Genomic DNA, 16,492 nt, shown 5'->3' with positions numbered 1-16,492 from the left:
CACCGAACCCGGAGGCCCTCCCCCATTCCAACATCATCCGACTACGTGTCGGACCGTTCGCAACCTCCCCGGGCAGTACACCTAGGCGGTGCCCTTGCCAGGATTCGAACCTGGACTGGCCGGATTCTGAGTCCGGTGCCTCTACCGTTGGGCTACAAGGGCTGGTGGTGCTCGCGAAAATGCGCCGTGCGGTCGCGGGGAGTCGAACCCCGACTGGCCTGGCTCTCGACCAGGTGCCTCTGCCGGTTGGGCTACGACCGCAATTGATCCGGCGGGCGGAGAATGCGCACGCCGAACACCGGAAAAGAGAAAGCCGCCCATTTCGGTTTCCCGATGGGCGGCTCCCGGACCATGTGACCCGTTCAGGTCATGGCGGGGAGTCCGCGCAGCTCAGCAGCAGCAGCAGCGGCAGCAGCAGGAGCGGAAGGCGGCGCGCCCCCTGCATTCCCTTGCCGACCATGACTGCTCCCTCGTCTCGCGGTGTTCCCCAATACTGCCCGACCGTCTCCCTTTCCGCAATCCCCTATTTCACAAACGCGGGTCGACCGGCTCCGATTCCAGCGCCAGGACCGCGAACACGCACTCGTGGACGCGCCACAACGGCTCGCCGCGCGCCGCCCGTTCCAACGCCTCCAACCCCAGCGCGTACTCGCGCAGCGCCAACGAGCGCTTCGCGCCCAACCCGCGCCGGCGCAGGCGGTCGAGGTTCTCCGGCTCGGTGTAGTCCGGGCCGTAGATGATGCGCAGGTACTCCCGGCCCCGCACCTTCACGCCGGGCTGCACCAGGCCGCGCTCGCCCCGGGTCAGGTTGGCCAGCGGCTTGACGACCATGCCCTCGCCGCCCACCGCCGTCAGCTCCTCCCACCACCGGACACCGGCCGCCACCGACTCCTCGTCGCCCGTGTCGACCACCAGGTGCCGGGTCCGGGTGAACAGCGGCGAGTCCAGGCGCGCCAACGTCTCCAGGTGCCACAGGTGCGAACGGTCGTGGTAGGTGCGGCCCGCGGTCGCCAGGAGCTGGAACGGCGCGAGGCGCACGCCGTCCAACCCCGTGGTCGGCCAGCAGTACCGCTGGTAGGCGTCCCGGTACCCGATGGCGTTGGCCAGGCGGGACTCGGTGCGCGCCAACAGCGCCGACACGTCCACGCCGCGCCCGGCGGCGGTCGCCAGGGCGGCCACGGCCGGGTCCAACGCGCCCACCGCCGCCGCCCCGACGGCCGCGTACTGGTCGCGGATCAGCCCGGTCGCCTTGGCGTTCCACGGCATCAGCTCCGCGTCCAGCAGCAGCCAGTCGGTGTCGAACTCCGCCCACAGGCCGGCGTCGGTCACCGCCGAGCGCACGCGCGCCAGCAGCTCCTCCCCCAGCTCGCCGTCGAAGAACGGGCGACCGGTCCGCGTGTAGACCGCGCCGGAGTCCCTGCCCACCAGCACGACCGCGCGCGACCCCATGTGCTTCTCCTCGCAGATCACCTCGCGCACGCCCGCCGCGCGGTACTCGGCGAAGGCGTCCTCCGGGTGCTCCAGCACGTCCGGCCGCCGGGAGGTGGCGGTCGGCGCCATCGTCGGCGGCAGGTACGGCAGGCGGTGCGGGTCCACGGCGAACCGGCTCATCACCTCCAGCGCGGACGCGGCCTGCTCCGGCCGCACGGCGATCCGGCCGCGGTGCGCGGTCTCGATCGCGCGCCGGCCGGTGACGTCGCCGAGGGCGAGCACGTCCGGCTCGCGGTCGGGGACGGCCGCGACCAACGGCCGCACCGGCTCGTACCAGACCTTGCGCGCCGCGACGGACACGACCTCCCGCTCCGGGTAGCGCAGCGCGGTCAGCTTGCCGCCGAACACCACACCGGTGTCCAGGCACATGGTGTTGTTGATCCACTCCGCTTCGGGCGTCGGCGTGTGTCCGTAGAGGACGGTCGCCCGCCCGCGGTACTCCGTCGCCCACGGGTAGCGCACCGGCAGGCCGTACTCGTCGGTCTCGCCGGTCGTGTCGCCGTACAGGGCGAAGCTGCGCACGCGCGCCGAAGCGCGGCCGTGGTAGCGCTCCGGCAGACCGGCGTGCGCGACGACCAGGTCACCGCCGTCGAGCACGTAGTGCGCCACCAGCCCGTCGCAGAACCGCTCGGCCCGCTGCCGGAACTCCTCCGACTCGGCGGCCAGCTGCGCCAGCGACTCGGCCAGGCCGTGCTTGACCTGCACGTCCCGGCCGCGCAGCGCCCGCACCAGCTTCTGCTCGTGGTTGCCGCACACGGCGAACGCGTGCCCGGCCTCGACCATGCCCATCACCAGCCGCAGCACGCCCGGCGTGTCCGGCCCGCGGTCGACCAGGTCGCCGACGAACACCGCGCGCCGCCCCGCCGGCGGCACCGCGTCGACCGGACGGCCCTCGGCGTCGCGCACCAGGTCGTAGCCCAGCTCGCCCAGCAGGTCCTCCAGCTCCTGGCGGCAGCCGTGCACGTCGCCGATCACGTCGAACGGCCCGGTCTCGTGGCGCAGGTCGTTGAGCAGCCGCTCGGTGACGATCGTCGCCTCGTCCACTTCGGACTGGCTGCGCAGCACGTGGACCTTCTTGAAGCCCTCCTTGCCGAGGAACTTCAACGACTTGCGCAGCGCGGTCCGGTGCCGGCGCACGACGTGCGCGCCGAAGTCGCGGTCCGGCCGGGTCGCGTTGCGCGCCAGGCACACCTCTTCGGGCAGGTCGAGCACGATCGCCACCGGCAGCACGTTGTGCTCGCGCGCGATCTCCACCAACTGCGCGCGGTCGGCCCGCTGCACGTTGGTCGCGTCCACCACGGTGGTCCGCCCGGCGGCGAGCCGCTTGCCCGCCACGTAGTGCAGCACGTCGAACGCGTCGCCGGAGGCCGCCTGGTCGTTCTCGTCGTCGGCCACCAGGCCGCGGAAGTAGTCGCTGGACAGGACCTGCGTCGGCGCGAAGTGCGTGCGCGCGAACGTCGACTTGCCCGAGCCGGAGGCGCCGACCAGCACCACCAGGCACAGGTCCGGGATCTTCAGCTCCATCAGTCCTGCTCCCCCACCACGGTGAAAACGGCCATCTGCGTCGGCGCGCCCAGCGCCGGGTCCTCGGGTCCGATCGGCTCGAACGACACGCTGTAACCGCGCCGCCGCGCGACACCGTGCGCCCACCCGCGGAACTCCGCGCGCGTCCACTCGAACCGGTGGTCGTTGTGCCGCAACTGCCCCGCGGGCAGCGTCTCGAACAGCGCGTTGTACTCCACGTTGGGCGTGGTCACCAGCACGGTCCGGGGCCGCGCCACGACGAACACCGAGTGCTCCAGCGCGGGCAGGCGCGCCGGGTCGAGGTGTTCCACGACCTCCATCAGCACCGCCGCGTCGTACCCGGCCAGCTCGGGGTCGGCGTAGGTCAGCGACGACTGGCGCAGCACGACGCGTTCGCGCTGCCGGTCCGACATCCGGTCCAGCCGCAGCTTGCGCGCCGCCTCCTGCAACGCCTTCGCCGACACGTCCACGCCGTGGATCTCGGTGAACTCCGGCACCTGCACCAGGGCGCGCAGCAACGCGCCACCACCGCACCCGAGGTCGAGCACGCGCCGCGCCCCGGCCGCCCGCAGCGCCGCCACCACCGCGTCCCGCCGCTGCACGGCCAGGGAGATCTTCGGCTCGGCGAGCGCGTTGTCCAGCTCCTCCGGCTCGACGTCGTCCACGTCGGCCAGGCGGGCCAGCGCGGACTGCACGAGCGGCTTCTTGCGCGCCAGGTAGCGGGTGGTGATCAGTTCGCGGTCCGGGTGGGTGGCGAGCCAGCCGTCACCGGCGCGCAGCAGCTTGTCCACTTCGTCCTCGTCCACCCAGTAGTGCTTGCTGCCGTCGAGCACGGGCAGCAGGACGTAGAGGTGCTTGAGCGCGTCGGACAGCAGGAGGGTGCCGGTGAGCGTGACGCTCGCGTAGCGCGAGTTCGTGCCGTCACCCAGCGCGATCGGCTCGACCTCGACCGCCCAGCCCAACGGCGGGAACAGCCGCTCGACCAGGGCGTGCGGCAGCACGGGGACCCGGACGCGCAACGGGATCGGCGTCGCGGCCAGCTCGGCGCGCGACTGGCTGCGCCCGTTCATGGCCGTGCGGAAGACGGAGCCGAGCGCGACGGTGAACAGCGAGCCGGCCACGTACGGCCGGTCGTTGACGTATTGGGTGAGCGTGCTGCCGGGACCTCGCACCAGCGCCACGGGGTCCACTTCCAGCAGGAGCGCGACCGTGCACTCCTGCTCGTCGGCGCGGGGGTAGAAGACGTGCGCGGTCCCCGCCGAGGTCTTGAACTCCTGCGCCCGGTCGGGGTGCTTGTGCAGGAGGTGCCCCAGGTCGGTGGCCGGCTGGTGGGTCGTGGTCAAGGTCAGCAACACGCTGGGCAGTCTGACTGACGGGACCCTCGGCGCGCGGCCGATTTACGACATCGGCCGGGCGTTGGTGGGCAGCCGGACCTTGCGCAGGAAGGCGGGCAGCAGCCAGGGCCGTCGCCCGGAGACGACCACCTTCCCGGTCAAGGCCGTCCGGGCGCGGCTGACCCGGCCGAACATCATGAGGTTGAGCGCGGCGGGGTCGAAGCGCACGGTGACGTCGGCCGGGCCGTTCTCGGCGGTGACCCGGTCCCCGTGGAGCACGAGCGTGACGGGGTCGGTGTAGCGGGACCGGAAGGCGACGGCGATGCGGCGGTCGCTGGGCGGCGGGCCGTCGAGCAGCGAGCCGGTGCCGTTGCGGATCATGCCGACGAGGAAGAGGGCGAAGAACGGCGCGGCTTCGCGGGGCGGCATCGTCCACGGGACGCGCTGGGCGCGGGCGATGTCCCAGCCGTGGACGAGCAGTTCGTTGACCAGGTGGGCGAGGACGCCGCCGACCGGGACGCGGGAGTCGCCCAGCCACGGGACCGTGCGGTCGTGGTCGGTGCCTTCGGTGATCTTGAGGATGGTGTCCACATCGGACTGGAGTCCGTCGGTGAGCGATTGCGGTTCGCGGTTCGTGAAGTGCCGCAACGCCATGACGTTCAGGTCGGCGACCGTGTCCACGGTGACGGTCCGCACCCGTTCGGCCAACGGCTTGAACGGCACGGGGCCGCCGCCGGGGGCGAGGATGGAGGTGTACATGGTGGCGATGGAGGCGACGTGCGCGGCGGTGTCCGCCACGGTCCACTCGGCAGTGGCCTCGGCGTCCGCGGGCAACCGCCGAACCAGCCCACTGAACCGCCGCGTCACTTCCGGCAACACCTCACGCACAACAGCCACCTGATCAACCACAACCCACCCCCAGGTCATCGCCCGTCGGCGAATGATAACACTGTCATGAAAGGTCGCGCTTCGCCCTTTGTGCGCAATTCAGCCGCGATCGAGCACATCCCGGACGCACGCGAGCGCTTGCGTGGTCCCGGTCGTGGGCGTGCACTCCAGCCCGATGCGCCCGCCGTAGCCGAGGTCGCACAGTAGGGCCATCTCGTGCCAGCACCTCCGCCGCCCGCCGCAACGCCCCCACCACCGCCCGCCGCTGCTCCGCCCGCGACACACCTTCGGTCGTCACCGGCGGTGACCATCCTCACCCACTCCGAACCCGGACAGCCCTTGACCGCAATGAGTGCGACAGTGGGGTCGTCCAGCCCAAGACGACCAAGCGGAGCCACGCATGACCCGCCAGTTCCAGGTGACCTTCGACGCCCACGACCCCCGCGCCCTCTCCACCTTCTGGCGCGACGCCCTGGGCTACGTCCACCCCGCACCCCCTGGCGTGACCCTCCCGGAAGGCGCCGACCCGTTGGCCGCCTGGGACACGTTCCTGGACAAGATCGGCGTCCCGGAGTCCGAACGCAACACCCGAGCGGCCATCGAAGACCCGACCGGCCAGGGCCCCCGCCTCTTCTTCCAACAGGTCCCGGAGGCCAAGACCGCCAAGAACCGCGTGCACCTGGACCTGCGAGCCGCCCCGGGCCTGGAGGGCGAGGCCCGCATGGCGGCCCTGGAAGCCGAATGCACCCGCCTGGTCTCGCTGGGCGCCACCCGCGTCCGCCGCCACGAGCCGAACCCGCCCCTGGACGGCGGCTTCATCGTCATGCAAGACCCGGAGGGCAACGAGTTCTGCCTGGACTGACCGAGACCCGGCGGCGGCCACGCAACCGCCCTGGAACCACCTTCCTCGGCGACGAGCGCGAGGGCGTGCAGTCGCCGGGAACGGTGACCAACCCACATCGCGGCCGGTCAGTGGGCGATGCGGGTCATGCGGCCGTGGACGTGGATCATCGGGGAGCGTGTGGCGTCCAGGATGGTGGTGTCCAGGACTTCCGCCAGGACCAGGCGGTGGTCGCCCGCGGGGGCGGTGGAGTGCTTTCGGGTGTGGATGGTGAGGACCGCGTTGTCGATCGCCGGGGTGTTGTACTGGGTGATGGACCACTTCACCTTGTCGAAGCGTTCCGACCGCGGCAACCGGAAGGCGTCCGGGGTCAGGTCGTCGTCGTCTGCCAGCACGCTGAACGTCCAGTGGTCCAACGCCAGCAGCGCGGGCAGCGTGGTGGAGTTGTCGTCGCCCAGGAAACCCACCAGGAGAGGGTCCAGGGAGACGCTCGTGAAGCTGCCCAGGAGCATGCCGACGGGCTCGCCGGTCGGGGACATGCCCGCCGCCACCACGACGCTGGTCGGCAGGTGGCGCATGGCGGACCTGAAACGGGTGGCTGTGGGGATCGACATGGTTACCTCGCTGTCGAGAGGTGCGTGCACCGGGCGCCCAGGACGAAAGCCGCCCAGGACGAGGGGCGCCCAAGAACGAGAAGCGCCCAGAACCCGGGGCGCCCGGTGCACGGAGGGGTCAGATCCGCAGGCGGCTTTCGATCTCTCCCGCCGCGCCGCCGCCGTACGCTCGCGCGATGCGGTCGGACAGGGCCGTGCGGCTCAGCTTGTACTCCTGGGTGCCCAACGACTCCAGGGCCGTGGCCGCGATGGCGCACCCCACCTGGCAGGCGCGCTCCAAGCCCAGCCTCGCCCACATGCCCCACAGGAAGCCGGCCCGGAAAGCGTCGCCCAGGCCCGTCGGGTCCACCTCCTCCTCCACCGCCACGGCGCGGACCGTCAACGGAGCGTGGTTGCGGCGCTCCACCCGCACGCCCTCCCCGCCCAGAGTCGTGATCCACGCACCAACGCGGTCCAGGATGTCGTTGGCCGACCAACCCGTGGACTGCTGGAGCATCACGCTCTCGTACTCGTTGGTGAACAGGTAAGTGGCACCGTCCACAAGGGACCGCACCGACTCACCGTCCATCCGGGCCAACTGCTGGGAAGGGTCGGCGGCGAACGGCAGCCCCAGGGAACGGGCCTCCGCGGTGTGCCGGAGCATGGCGTCCGGGTCGTTCGGGGCCACCAGGACCAGGTCCAGGCCGCCCAGCCCGGCGGCGACCGGGGCCAGCTCGATCTCCCTGGCCTCCTGCATCGCCCCCGCGTAGAACGAGGCGATCTGGTTCTGGTCCAGGTCCGTGGTGCACAGGAACCGGGACGTGTGGCGGGTCGGCGACACCCGGACGAACCTCGTGTCCACCCCGTGCCCGTTGAGCCAGGCGCGGTAGTCGTCGAAGTCCTTGCCGACCGCCCCCACCAACGCCGGCGACAGGCCCAGCTGGGCCAGGCCGAAGGAGATGTTCGCCGCGACGCCACCGCGGCGCACTTCCAGGTCGTCCACGAGGAACGACAGGGACACGGTGTCGAGGTGGTCGGAGATGAAGTGCTCGGTGAACCTGCCGGGGTACGCCATCAGGTGGTCGGTGGCGATCGACCCGGTCACGGCGATGCGCATGGTGGTGTCCTGTCGCGAGGGGGTCAACTGGTGGCGGCCTGCTTGAGCGCGTCGGCGCGGTCGGTGCGCTCCCACGGCAGGTCCAGTTCCGGCCGGCCGAAGTGCCCGTACGCCGCGGTCTGCGCGTAGATCGGGCGCAGCAGGTCCAGGTCCCGGATGATGGCCGCCGGGCGCAGGTCGAACACCTCGGCGATGGCGCCGCGGATCTTCGCCGGGTCCACGTTCTCCGTGCCGAAGGTCTCCACGAACAGGCCCACCGGGGCCGCGCGGCCGATGGCGTAGGCCACCTGAACCTCGACCCGGGCCGCCAGGCCCGCGGCGACGGCGTTCTTGGCCACCCACCGCATCGCGTACGCCGCCGAGCGGTCCACTTTGGACGGGTCTTTGCCGGAGAACGCCCCGCCGCCGTGCCGGGCCATGCCGCCGTACGTGTCCACGATGATCTTCCGACCGGTCAGGCCCGCGTCACCCATCGGGCCGCCGACCACGAACCGGCCGGTCGGGTTGACCAGCACCCGCACGCCGGAGGTGTCCAGCTCCAGGTCGGCCAGCTCCGGACCCACCACCTGCTCGCGGACGTCCTCGCCCAGCGACACGTCCTCCGCGTGCTGGCTGGACACCACGACCGTGTCCAACCGCACCGGCTCGTCACCGTCGTACTCGATGGTCACCTGCGTCTTGCCGTCCGGCCGCAGGTACGGCAGGACGCCGTTCTTGCGCACGGCGGTCAGCCGCCTGGACAGCCGGTGGGCCAACGCGATCGGCAACGGCATCAGCTCCGGCGTGTCCGTGCAGGCGTAGCCGAACATCAGGCCCTGGTCGCCCGCGCCCTGCCGGTCCAGCTCGTCCAGCGCGTGCTCCAGGCGGGACTCGTACGCGGTGTCCACGCCCTGCGCGATGTCCGGCGACTGCGACCCGATGGCCACGTTCACCCCGCACGACCCGCCGTCGAACCCCTTGGCCGAGGAGTCGTAGCCGACGTCCAGCACGACCTGTCGCACGATCCCGGGGATGTCGACGTACGCGTTCGTCGTCACCTCCCCCGCCACGTGCACCTGCCCGGTGGTCACCAGCGTCTCCACCGCCACCCGCGACCGCGGGTCCACCGCCAGCAACGCGTCCAGCACCGAGTCGCTGATCGCGTCGCACATCTTGTCCGGGTGGCCCTCGGTCACCGACTCGGACGTGAACAGCCGTGTAGTCACCGTTCTCCCCCGCTCAGCGCGTGATCTCGAAGACGTTGTAGGTGACGTCCTCGCCCGCCAGCCGCCGCGTGGAGCTGGACAGCCGGGTCAGCGTCACCCCGGCCTCCAGCGCCAGGCGCATGACCCGGTCGAGGTCGCCGAGGCTGTTGAACGTCACCAGCGCGCGCCCGCCGGGCAGCAGCCGGTCGTGCACCTCGGCCAGGTAGCGGCTCAGCGCGGTGTAGCCGCGGTCGAAGATCGCCCACTCGAAGTCCTGGGTGAACTCGAAGTCCTGCGGCGCCTCGATCACGCTGCAGTTCCAGAAGACCGTGTCGAACTTCTCGGCCGGGTCGAGGTCGGCGAACACGTCGCTGCGCAGCACCCGGACCCGGTCCTCGACGCCGTGCCGCTTGACGTTGAGGACCGTGCTCTGCACGGCGGTCTCGGTGATGTCGGTCGCCGTCACGTGTGCGCAACCCTGTTGCGCCGCCCACACCGCGGTGACGCCGGCGCCGCAGCCGATCTCCAGGAACCGCCCGCCCACCGGGTACGGGATGGCGGTGGTGTAGTACTCGGTGCCGGTGCCCGGGGCGGGGGCGTAGGCGCCGGGCACCAGGTCCCAGTCCTTGCCGAGGAGTTCGAACGTGGTGTTCGCGGTGTCGGCCGGGCCCAACTCGGCCACCAGCTTCTGGCCGATGCGGTAGCGGTCGTCGAACGTTTGCCGGGTCATGGCTCTCCTCAGGGTGGCTGAAGGGACAGCGGGGACTGCCGAAGGGACAGCGGGGACTGGAGGGACAGCGGGGACTAGAGGGACAGCAAGGGCTTGAGGTCGGCGGCGTACTTGCGCAGGAACGGCTCGGACAGGTGCGGGATGTCGCCCGCCGGCCCGATCCCGGCGGCGCGGACGGCGGCGTGGAACCGCGCGGACGGCACCGCCGAACCCGGCACCGCCGGTTCCGGGCGCTCGAACCGGTGCAGCAGCGGCAACACCGAGTGCCGGCGCAGCGCCTCCGGCAGGCCGCGGGTGGCCTTCTCGAAGCGGGAGAACCAGTCCGCGTAGTCCGCCACGCGCTCGATCCGGTGGCCCGCCGCGACCAGCCAGTCCACGAAGGTGTCCAGCGAGATGCCGTCGTCGTGCGGGTTCACCAGGCTGAACGTGCGGAACCCGGTGGTGTGCGCGCCCAGCGCCACGACGGCGGCGGCGGTGAAGTCCACCGGCAGACCGTCGTAGTGCGCGGCCGACGCGTCACCGGCGTAGAAGGACCCCGGCGCGATGCCGGTGGCGATCACGCTGAACAGCAGGCGGGTGAACACGTCCGGGACGTTGAGCTGCCCGCCGTACCGGCTGTGCGCGAGGATCATGTTGGAGCGGAACACGGTCACCGGCAGGCCGCACAGGTCGTGCGCCTCGCGCAGCAGGACCTCGCCCGCCCACTTGCTGGTGGCGTACCCGCCCGCGTACCCCTCGTGCACCGGCTGCGTCGGGATCGCCGCGCGCACGTCGGAGTCCTCGTCCAGCACCGGGTCCACCGAGGTGGACACGGCGACGCTGGAGATGTAGGTGAACGGCTTGACCCGGCCGGTGAGCCCCAGGCGGATCAGCTCGGCGGTGCCCACCACGTTCGCGTCGAACAGGTGGTCGTAGGACAGGACGTGGTTGACCAGCGCGCCCGCGTGCACGATCAGGTCGACCTCGCCGGCCAACCGGTCCCACGTGCGCTCGTCCAGGCCCAGCCGGGGTTCGGCGATGTCGCCCGCCAGCACCTCCAGGCCGCCGCCCAGGTCCGCCACCTTCGCGACCAGGTCCGAGTCGCCGCCCGCGAACGCCTCGTGCAGCCGCCGCGCCGCCGCCTCGTCGTCCTTGCCGCGCACCAGGCAGATCAGCTTGCCGCCGACCGGGGCCAGGCGCTCCAGCCACTCCAGGGCGACGAACCGGCCCAGGTAGCCGCTCGCGCCGGTGAGCAGCACGGTCTTCGGCTCACCGGACACCCGCGGCAGCGAGCCGACGGCGGCGAGCGTGCGCTCGTCGAGGAACTTGTCCAGGGTGAGGTCGGCCGCGCGGACCTCGGCGGAGTCCGCGCCGTGCACCGACTCGAACGTCGGCCGGTCCCGCGCCGCGCCGCGCTTGGCCTCGATGTAGGCGGCCACCTGGCGCAGGTCGTTGGCGGGGCTGATGAGCACGTCCACCGGGACGCGGACGTCGAAGACGTCGTTGAGCAGGTTGGCGTAGGACACCGCGGACAGCGAGTCGCCACCCAGGTCGCGGAAGTGCGCGGACGGGCTGACGTCGGCCATGGACCCGGCCAGCAGCGCCCGCGCGGCCCGCTGGACGGTCTCCAGCACCGGGCGGTCCGCGCCGGTGCGGCGCACGTCGAGCAGCTCCGCGGACTCCCGCGACGCGATGTCGGCGTAGAGCGCCTCCAACTGGTCGCGGTAGCGCGCGATCAGCTGGGGCCGCAACAGCTTGCGGTGGTCCGACAGCAGGCCGTTGGCCTGGCTGAACGGTTCGGTCTCGATCAGGAAGTCGCGCGGGATCTCGTAGGAGTTCAGGCCCGCCTCGCGGGCGATCTCCTGGAACGACTCGCTCAGCCGCTGCTTGACCTCCCCGGCGTGCCGCTCCAGCGCGTCCGGCGTGGGCACGACCACGGCCAGCAGGTAGGAGCGCTCGCTGTTGCCGTAGACGAAGATCTGCCGCACCAGCGGGCTGGTGCCGAACGTCGCCTCCAGGCTCGGCGTGGCCACGAACTCGCCCTGCGACAGCTTCAGCACGGCGTTGCGGCGGTCGAGGATCTCCAACTTGTCCGGCGCGATCTCGGCGACGATGTCGCCGGTCTTGTAGTAGCCGTCCTCGTCGAAGATCGTCGCCGACAGCTCGGGTTGCTTGTAGTAGCCCGGGATCGCGGCCTCGGTCTTGACGAGCAGCTCGCCGCGCGGGTGCGGGAGGTCGGTGCGGTGGTAGCCCAGCTCCGGCACGTCCACGATCTTGTAGTCGATCACCGGCGGGCGCAGCATCGCGCCGTCCACGGACACGCCCGCGACTTCCGTGGTGCCGTAGAGGATGTGCAGTTCCAAGTCCAGCAAGGACTCCACGAACAGGCGCAGCTCGTTGGACAGCGGCGCGGAACCGCAACTGGCCCACCCGATCCGGCCGCCCAGGACGTTCTCGCGGATGTGCTTCTTGACCTCCTCCTCCACCGCCGGGCGGTCGGCCGGGCTCGGCGCGCGCCGGTCCACCTCGCTGCGGTGGTACTGGAAGAGCAGTTCGCACACGCGTGGCACCAGCGACAGCTCGGTGGGGCGGGCGAGGGCGATGTCCTCGAAGAACGTGGACAGGTCGCTGCTCGCGGTGAAGTAGCTGATCCCGCCGCGCGCCAACGTGTTCTTCACCGACGAGTGGCCGGCGACGTGGCTCATCGGCATGTAGTGGAAGGTGACCGCCTGCTGCTCGGAGAACAGGTCGGCCCACCCGCCGCCGCCGAACATCGCGGCCACCAGGCGTTCGGTGTAGATCGCGCCCTTCGGCGTGCCGGTGCTGCCGGACGTGTAGACCAGCATGGTCATCGGGTCTTCGCCCTCTTCGGGCGTGTGCAGGGGCGCTTCGGGCAGCTCGGTGCCCCTGGCGAGGACGTCCACCAGGGACTCGACGTCGATGTCCAGGCGCTGCCGCGCGGCGGTGAACCGCTCGCGCTGGTCGTCGGCGGCCTCGTGGTAGTCGAAGACCACCAGGCGGCGCACCGAAGGCGTGACCAGGACCAGCTCCACGGCGGCGTCCAGCCGGTCGAGCGAGGCCGCCACGACGGTCGGCTCGGTCTCCGCCAGGATCGCCTTGAGCTGCGGCAGCGGGGCGCTGGTCTGCAACGGGATCGTGATCGCGCCCCGGCAGATGCAGGCCAGGTCCACCGTCGTGTAGTCGCGGCTGGCGAAGCCGAGCAGCGCGACGCGGTCGCCGGGCTCGACACCGCGGGCGTGCCACTCGGTGGCCACCGCGCGGACGCGCTGCCAGAGTTCGCCGAAAGTCGTTGTCTCGTAACGGGGCAGCAGCCGGAGCGAGGTGCGACCGGTGTCGGGGTCCCGAGTGGTCTCCTTGGCGCGTTCACCCACGGCGGGACGGTCCGCGTAGCGCCGCATCACTTCTGCCACCGTTTGCGTAAGCCGCATGCTGGGTCTCCACATCGCATCACTGGCCGACTTCGAGGCTCTAGAACCGAGGGCTGTCGGCAGCTCTCGGGGCGGGGTCGGCGGGTCGCGCTGTTCTCCAGTTCGCGTTCGACGCTAGCCCGGCGCGGAGCGGAGTTCCCAGCCGCCGGGCGATGATCTGTCATGTCGGACGCGGCGCGAACCCCGTGGTGGGCAACGGGGTTCGGGCACACGAAAAACCGCCGTCCGCTGTGGAGCAGCGAACGGCGGTGGGGTGGCCGGACTACGCGTCGGGCGGTGCTAGCGGGTGGCCCCCGACTGCGGGAGCGCGGCGAGGGCGTCCACGAGCGGCGCGAGTTCGGGCAGTTGCGCCGCGTCCTTCAGGGCCTGGGCGAGGGTCTCGTCGTGCGTCGAACGCGCGCGCTCCAAGGCTTCCCGGCCGGCCGCGGTGACCTCCGTGTAGATGCCCCGCCGGTCGGTCTCGCACAGCGACCGCTGGAGCAGCCCGCGCCGCTCCAACCGGGTCACCAGGCGGGTGGTCGCGGACTGGCTGAGCACCACGACCTTCGCCACCTGGTTCATCCGCAGCAACAGCCGGGGCTCCTGCCGGGACAGCACGTCGAGCAGGGCGTACTCGCTCACCGACAGTTCGTGCTCCTGCTGCAACGCCCGCTCCAGCACGTCCTCGATCCGCGCGTGCAGCGCGGCCAGCGTGCGCCAGCCCTGCGCACGGGTCTCGACGCCGCCGTCGTCAGCGCTGTCCACGAGGCCACCCCCATCGCCGAGGCACCACCAAGCACGGTGTGTGCAACTATTGCACGTGCTGGTAACGTGCTCGTGGCCATGATACCGGGGACCGGCAACCCCCGGGGCTTCCCGACCGCTGGAAGCCCGCCGCGGCACCGTCACGCGGAAGTCGCACTCCTTTTCGTGTTCCCGAACCCGCGAATTGTGCCGGCGGCCACCACGACCCGGCGAACGCAAATGTCCGGACGACTCGCCGGACCGGCGAGAAACGTCGAAAGGACCACCGGGATTCGACGGCGCACGCCTCCCCGCCCCGCCGGAAAGCGCGACAACGACCGCCGACCGGACGATTGTGCGTGACCGCGTGGAAACTCCGACCGGTCCAGTCGGGCCGTTCACGCCCAGCTCATGGCCACCGACCCGCGCAACCGGACGTTTCCGGGTGCGCGCGGACGTTTATTGACGTACTCCCCACCCAGTGCGCGAAGGCGGTTCGCCCCGCGAATTCGCTAGGCTGAAGAGAGACCGGCCAGCCGGTCTACACACCGTGGTGACCCGACATAAGTAGTGGTGCGATCGGGTGACGACAGTAGCGCGAACTGGGGGTAACTTGACCGTGGAGACCTTTGTGCCTCCGCAGCCGTCGGTCAACGGCGGCTTAGACAGATTACTCGATTTACTGGCCAGCGGTGCGCCGGTGGACGCCTTCGAGGACTTCCTCGACGACGCCCGCCGCTTCGGCTCCGGACCCACCGACCTCAAGGCCGCCGTGTGGCGGGCGCTGCGGGTGCACACGCAGATCCAGCGCGGCCGGGTCCGGGAGGCCGGCCTCACCGCCCTGGTCGACGCCGCCCGCGACCTGGCCCTGCCCTACGACTCGGCGGAGGCGCTGCTGCACGCCATCGCCCGCCGCGCCCGCCACCTGCTCAGCATGGACATGGCCTACATCGCCACCGACGACGAGCCCGGGTACGTCCGGGTCCGCGCGGCCGACGGCCACACCTCCGGGCTCAGCGTCGGCCTGCGGCTGCCCGCCGAGGACGGCACCACCGCGGGCGCGGCCCCGTTCGCCACCCCGGACCTGCTGGCCGACGAGGGGGTCGCGCTGCACCCGGCGTTCGAGGAGATGGTCCGGGTCGAGGGCCTGCACGCGATGATCGCGGTCCCGCTGGCCTGCGGCGACCGGTCCACCGCCCCGCGCGGCAGGCTCTACGTGGCCAGCCGCAAGGTGCACTACTTCACCGCCGACGAGCGGTCGCTGGTCGGGTCGCTGGGCATCCTCGCCGGCACGCACCTGGAGACCACCCGCCTCCGCCTCGCCGCGCACGCCCGCGCCACCGAGTTGGAGGCCCGGCTCGCCCAGTCCACCGCGACCGCCGAGGGGTTCCGCGAGCACTGCGACCTCCAGGCGTCGCTGCTGGACCTGCTGGCCGCCGAGGGCGACCTGCGCGCGCTGGCGGCCAAGGCCGCGGAGTCGTTGGGTGGCCGGGTGACCGTCTACAGCGCCACCGGGGACCCGCTGGCCACCGCGGGCGACGGCGCGGACGACCACCTGGAGGTGCCCGCCCTGGACACGCCCACCGCCGAACCCGCGCCGCTGGGCGGCGGCCGGTGGGTCGTGCCGCTGTGCAGCGCGAAGGACCAGGTCGGCGCGCTGGTGCTGACCGTGCCCGGCGACCTCGGTCCCGCCGCCCGCCGCCGGCTGCGGCTGTTCGCCCGGGTCGCCGGGCTGCTCGTGCGCCGCGACCAGCTCGCCGCCGGCCACGACGGCGGGGTCCGCGACCGGCTGCTCGACGACGCGCTCGACGACGAGCGCCTGGTGCCGCGCCTGCTCGCCGAACGCGCCCGCCGCATCGGGCTGGACCTGTCCCGGCCGTACCTGATGGTCGTGGCGCGCCCGGAGAGGCGCATCCAGCTGCGCGCCAACGCCTGGGGGTCGGCGTACGCGCGGCGCATGGGCGGGCTGCGCAGCACCCGCAACGGTCACCTGATCATGCTGCTGCCCGGTGACGACGCCGGCGCGGCGGCCCGGGACGTGGCCGCCGCCATGGCCGCGGACCTGGGCACCCCCATCTCGGCGGGCGCGGCCGGTCCGCTCACCGGGGCCGACTCCGTCCAGCCCGGCTACCGCGAGGCGATCCGCTGCCTGGACGCGGTGACCGCGCTGGGCGTCGAGGGCGGCGCGGCGTCGGTGCGGGAGCTGGGGTTCGTGGGCGCGCTGGTGTCCGCCGACCAGGACGTGGCCGGGTTCATCGAGGCCGCCATCGGGCCGGTGCTGGAGTACGACCGGGAGCGCTTCACCGACCTGGTGCCCACGCTGCAGGCGTACTTCGACGCGGGCGGCAGCCCCACTTACGCCGCCGAACGCCTGCACGTGCACACCAACACCGTCACCCGCCGGCTGGACCGGATCAAGGAGCTGCTCGGCCCGGACTGGCAGAAACCCGCGCAGGCGCTGGAGATCCAGCTCGCGCTGCGGTTGCTGCGCATCCGCGACACGCTCAGCACGGACCTCCCGGCGGTGGGCTGACCCGGCGCCGGTGGTGCCCGTCGCCCCCCCCCCCCCCCTCGCGGACGGGGCCCCCCGCCCCCCGCCAAAACCCACCGGGCCCCCCGCCCCCCCCCCGCACCGCCCC

The 16,492-nt window shown here is 72.0% G+C and carries 11 protein-coding genes and 2 tRNA genes; 2 read left to right on the top strand and 11 right to left on the bottom strand.

Annotation, left to right across the window (positions count from 1 at the left end):
• Positions 1–89: 89 nt before the first annotated feature.
• The 5 genes from AB0A74_RS35550 to AB0A74_RS35530 all read right to left on the bottom strand — a co-directional run bounded on the left by AB0A74_RS35550 (position 90) and on the right by AB0A74_RS35530 (position 5,237).
• Positions 90–162: transfer RNA gene (locus AB0A74_RS35550), tRNA-Leu, on the bottom strand.
• Between the two features lie 25 nt (positions 163–187).
• Positions 188–261: transfer RNA gene (locus AB0A74_RS35545), tRNA-Leu, on the bottom strand.
• 267 nt (positions 262–528) lie between these two features.
• Positions 529–3,015, bottom strand: coding sequence for a polynucleotide kinase-phosphatase (locus tag AB0A74_RS35540; RefSeq protein ID WP_358256557.1), 2,487 nt, complete (start codon positions 3,013–3,015; stop codon positions 529–531).
• Entirely contained in the window at positions 3,015–4,370 is a 1,356-nt protein-coding gene (locus AB0A74_RS35535; RefSeq protein WP_358256556.1) for a 3' terminal RNA ribose 2'-O-methyltransferase Hen1, read from the bottom strand. Before AB0A74_RS35535 ends, AB0A74_RS35540 begins: the two co-directional genes overlap by 1 nt.
• Before the next feature lie 42 nt (positions 4,371–4,412).
• The gene (locus tag AB0A74_RS35530; RefSeq protein ID WP_358256554.1) at positions 4,413–5,237 is read right to left on the bottom strand and encodes a maleylpyruvate isomerase family mycothiol-dependent enzyme; all 825 of its coding nucleotides are present in this window, start codon (positions 5,235–5,237) and stop codon (positions 4,413–4,415) included.
• A 400-nt stretch (positions 5,238–5,637) separates the two neighbouring features.
• On the opposite strand from AB0A74_RS35530, the gene AB0A74_RS35525 reads away from it, so the two are divergent.
• The gene (locus tag AB0A74_RS35525; protein ID WP_358256552.1) at positions 5,638–6,099 is read left to right on the top strand and encodes a VOC family protein; all 462 of its coding nucleotides are present in this window, start codon (positions 5,638–5,640) and stop codon (positions 6,097–6,099) included.
• Between the two features lie 107 nt (positions 6,100–6,206).
• On the opposite strand, the gene AB0A74_RS35520 is transcribed toward AB0A74_RS35525, so the two are convergent.
• The 6 genes from AB0A74_RS35520 to AB0A74_RS35495 form a co-directional block, all read right to left on the bottom strand.
• On the bottom strand, positions 6,207–6,692 hold the full coding sequence (locus tag AB0A74_RS35520; protein WP_358256551.1) for a flavin reductase family protein: 486 nt from the start codon (positions 6,690–6,692) through the stop codon (positions 6,207–6,209).
• A gap of 118 nt (positions 6,693–6,810) precedes the next feature.
• On the bottom strand, positions 6,811–7,788 hold the full coding sequence (locus AB0A74_RS35515; protein WP_358256550.1) for a carbohydrate kinase family protein: 978 nt from the start codon (positions 7,786–7,788) through the stop codon (positions 6,811–6,813).
• 23 nt (positions 7,789–7,811) lie between these two features.
• A complete protein-coding gene (gene metK, locus AB0A74_RS35510; protein WP_358256577.1) occupies positions 7,812–8,981 on the bottom strand; it encodes a methionine adenosyltransferase in 1,170 nt (389 codons plus the stop codon).
• A gap of 25 nt (positions 8,982–9,006) precedes the next feature.
• A complete protein-coding gene (locus AB0A74_RS35505; protein ID WP_358256548.1) occupies positions 9,007–9,702 on the bottom strand; it encodes a methyltransferase in 696 nt (231 codons plus the stop codon).
• 74 nt (positions 9,703–9,776) lie between these two features.
• A complete protein-coding gene (car, locus tag AB0A74_RS35500) occupies positions 9,777–13,193 on the bottom strand; it encodes a carboxylic acid reductase (RefSeq protein ID WP_358256575.1) in 3,417 nt (1,138 codons plus the stop codon).
• Between the two features lie 216 nt (positions 13,194–13,409).
• On the bottom strand, positions 13,410–13,874 hold the full coding sequence (locus AB0A74_RS35495; RefSeq protein ID WP_358256546.1) for a MarR family transcriptional regulator: 465 nt from the start codon (positions 13,872–13,874) through the stop codon (positions 13,410–13,412).
• A gap of 679 nt (positions 13,875–14,553) precedes the next feature.
• On the opposite strand from AB0A74_RS35495, the gene AB0A74_RS35490 reads away from it, so the two are divergent.
• Positions 14,554–16,386, top strand: coding sequence for a helix-turn-helix domain-containing protein (locus AB0A74_RS35490; protein WP_358256544.1), 1,833 nt, complete (start codon positions 14,554–14,556; stop codon positions 16,384–16,386).
• The last annotated feature ends 106 nt before the right edge of the window (positions 16,387–16,492 follow it).

The organism is Saccharothrix sp. NPDC042600, from assembly GCF_040647305.1.
GTDB lineage: Bacteria > Actinomycetota > Actinomycetes > Mycobacteriales > Pseudonocardiaceae > Actinosynnema > Actinosynnema mutabilis.
Note: the sequence above shows the minus strand (reverse complement) of the source record. Positions and strands in the feature narration are given on the sequence as shown.

Bases quoted from the DNA above. Each gene is read 5' to 3' on its own strand.
- AB0A74_RS35540 (WP_358256557.1), bottom strand. From the start codon at position 3,015: ATGGAGCTGAAGATCCCGGACCTGTGCCTGGTGGTGCTGGTCGGCGCC.
- AB0A74_RS35525 (WP_358256552.1), top strand. From the start codon at position 5,638: ATGACCCGCCAGTTCCAGGTGACCTTCGACGCCCACGACCCCCGCGCC.
- AB0A74_RS35520 (WP_358256551.1), bottom strand. From the start codon at position 6,692: ATGTCGATCCCCACAGCCACCCGTTTCAGGTCCGCCATGCGCCACCTG.
- AB0A74_RS35515 (WP_358256550.1), bottom strand. From the start codon at position 7,788: ATGCGCATCGCCGTGACCGGGTCGATCGCCACCGACCACCTGATGGCG.
- AB0A74_RS35505 (WP_358256548.1), bottom strand. From the start codon at position 9,702: ATGACCCGGCAAACGTTCGACGACCGCTACCGCATCGGCCAGAAGCTG.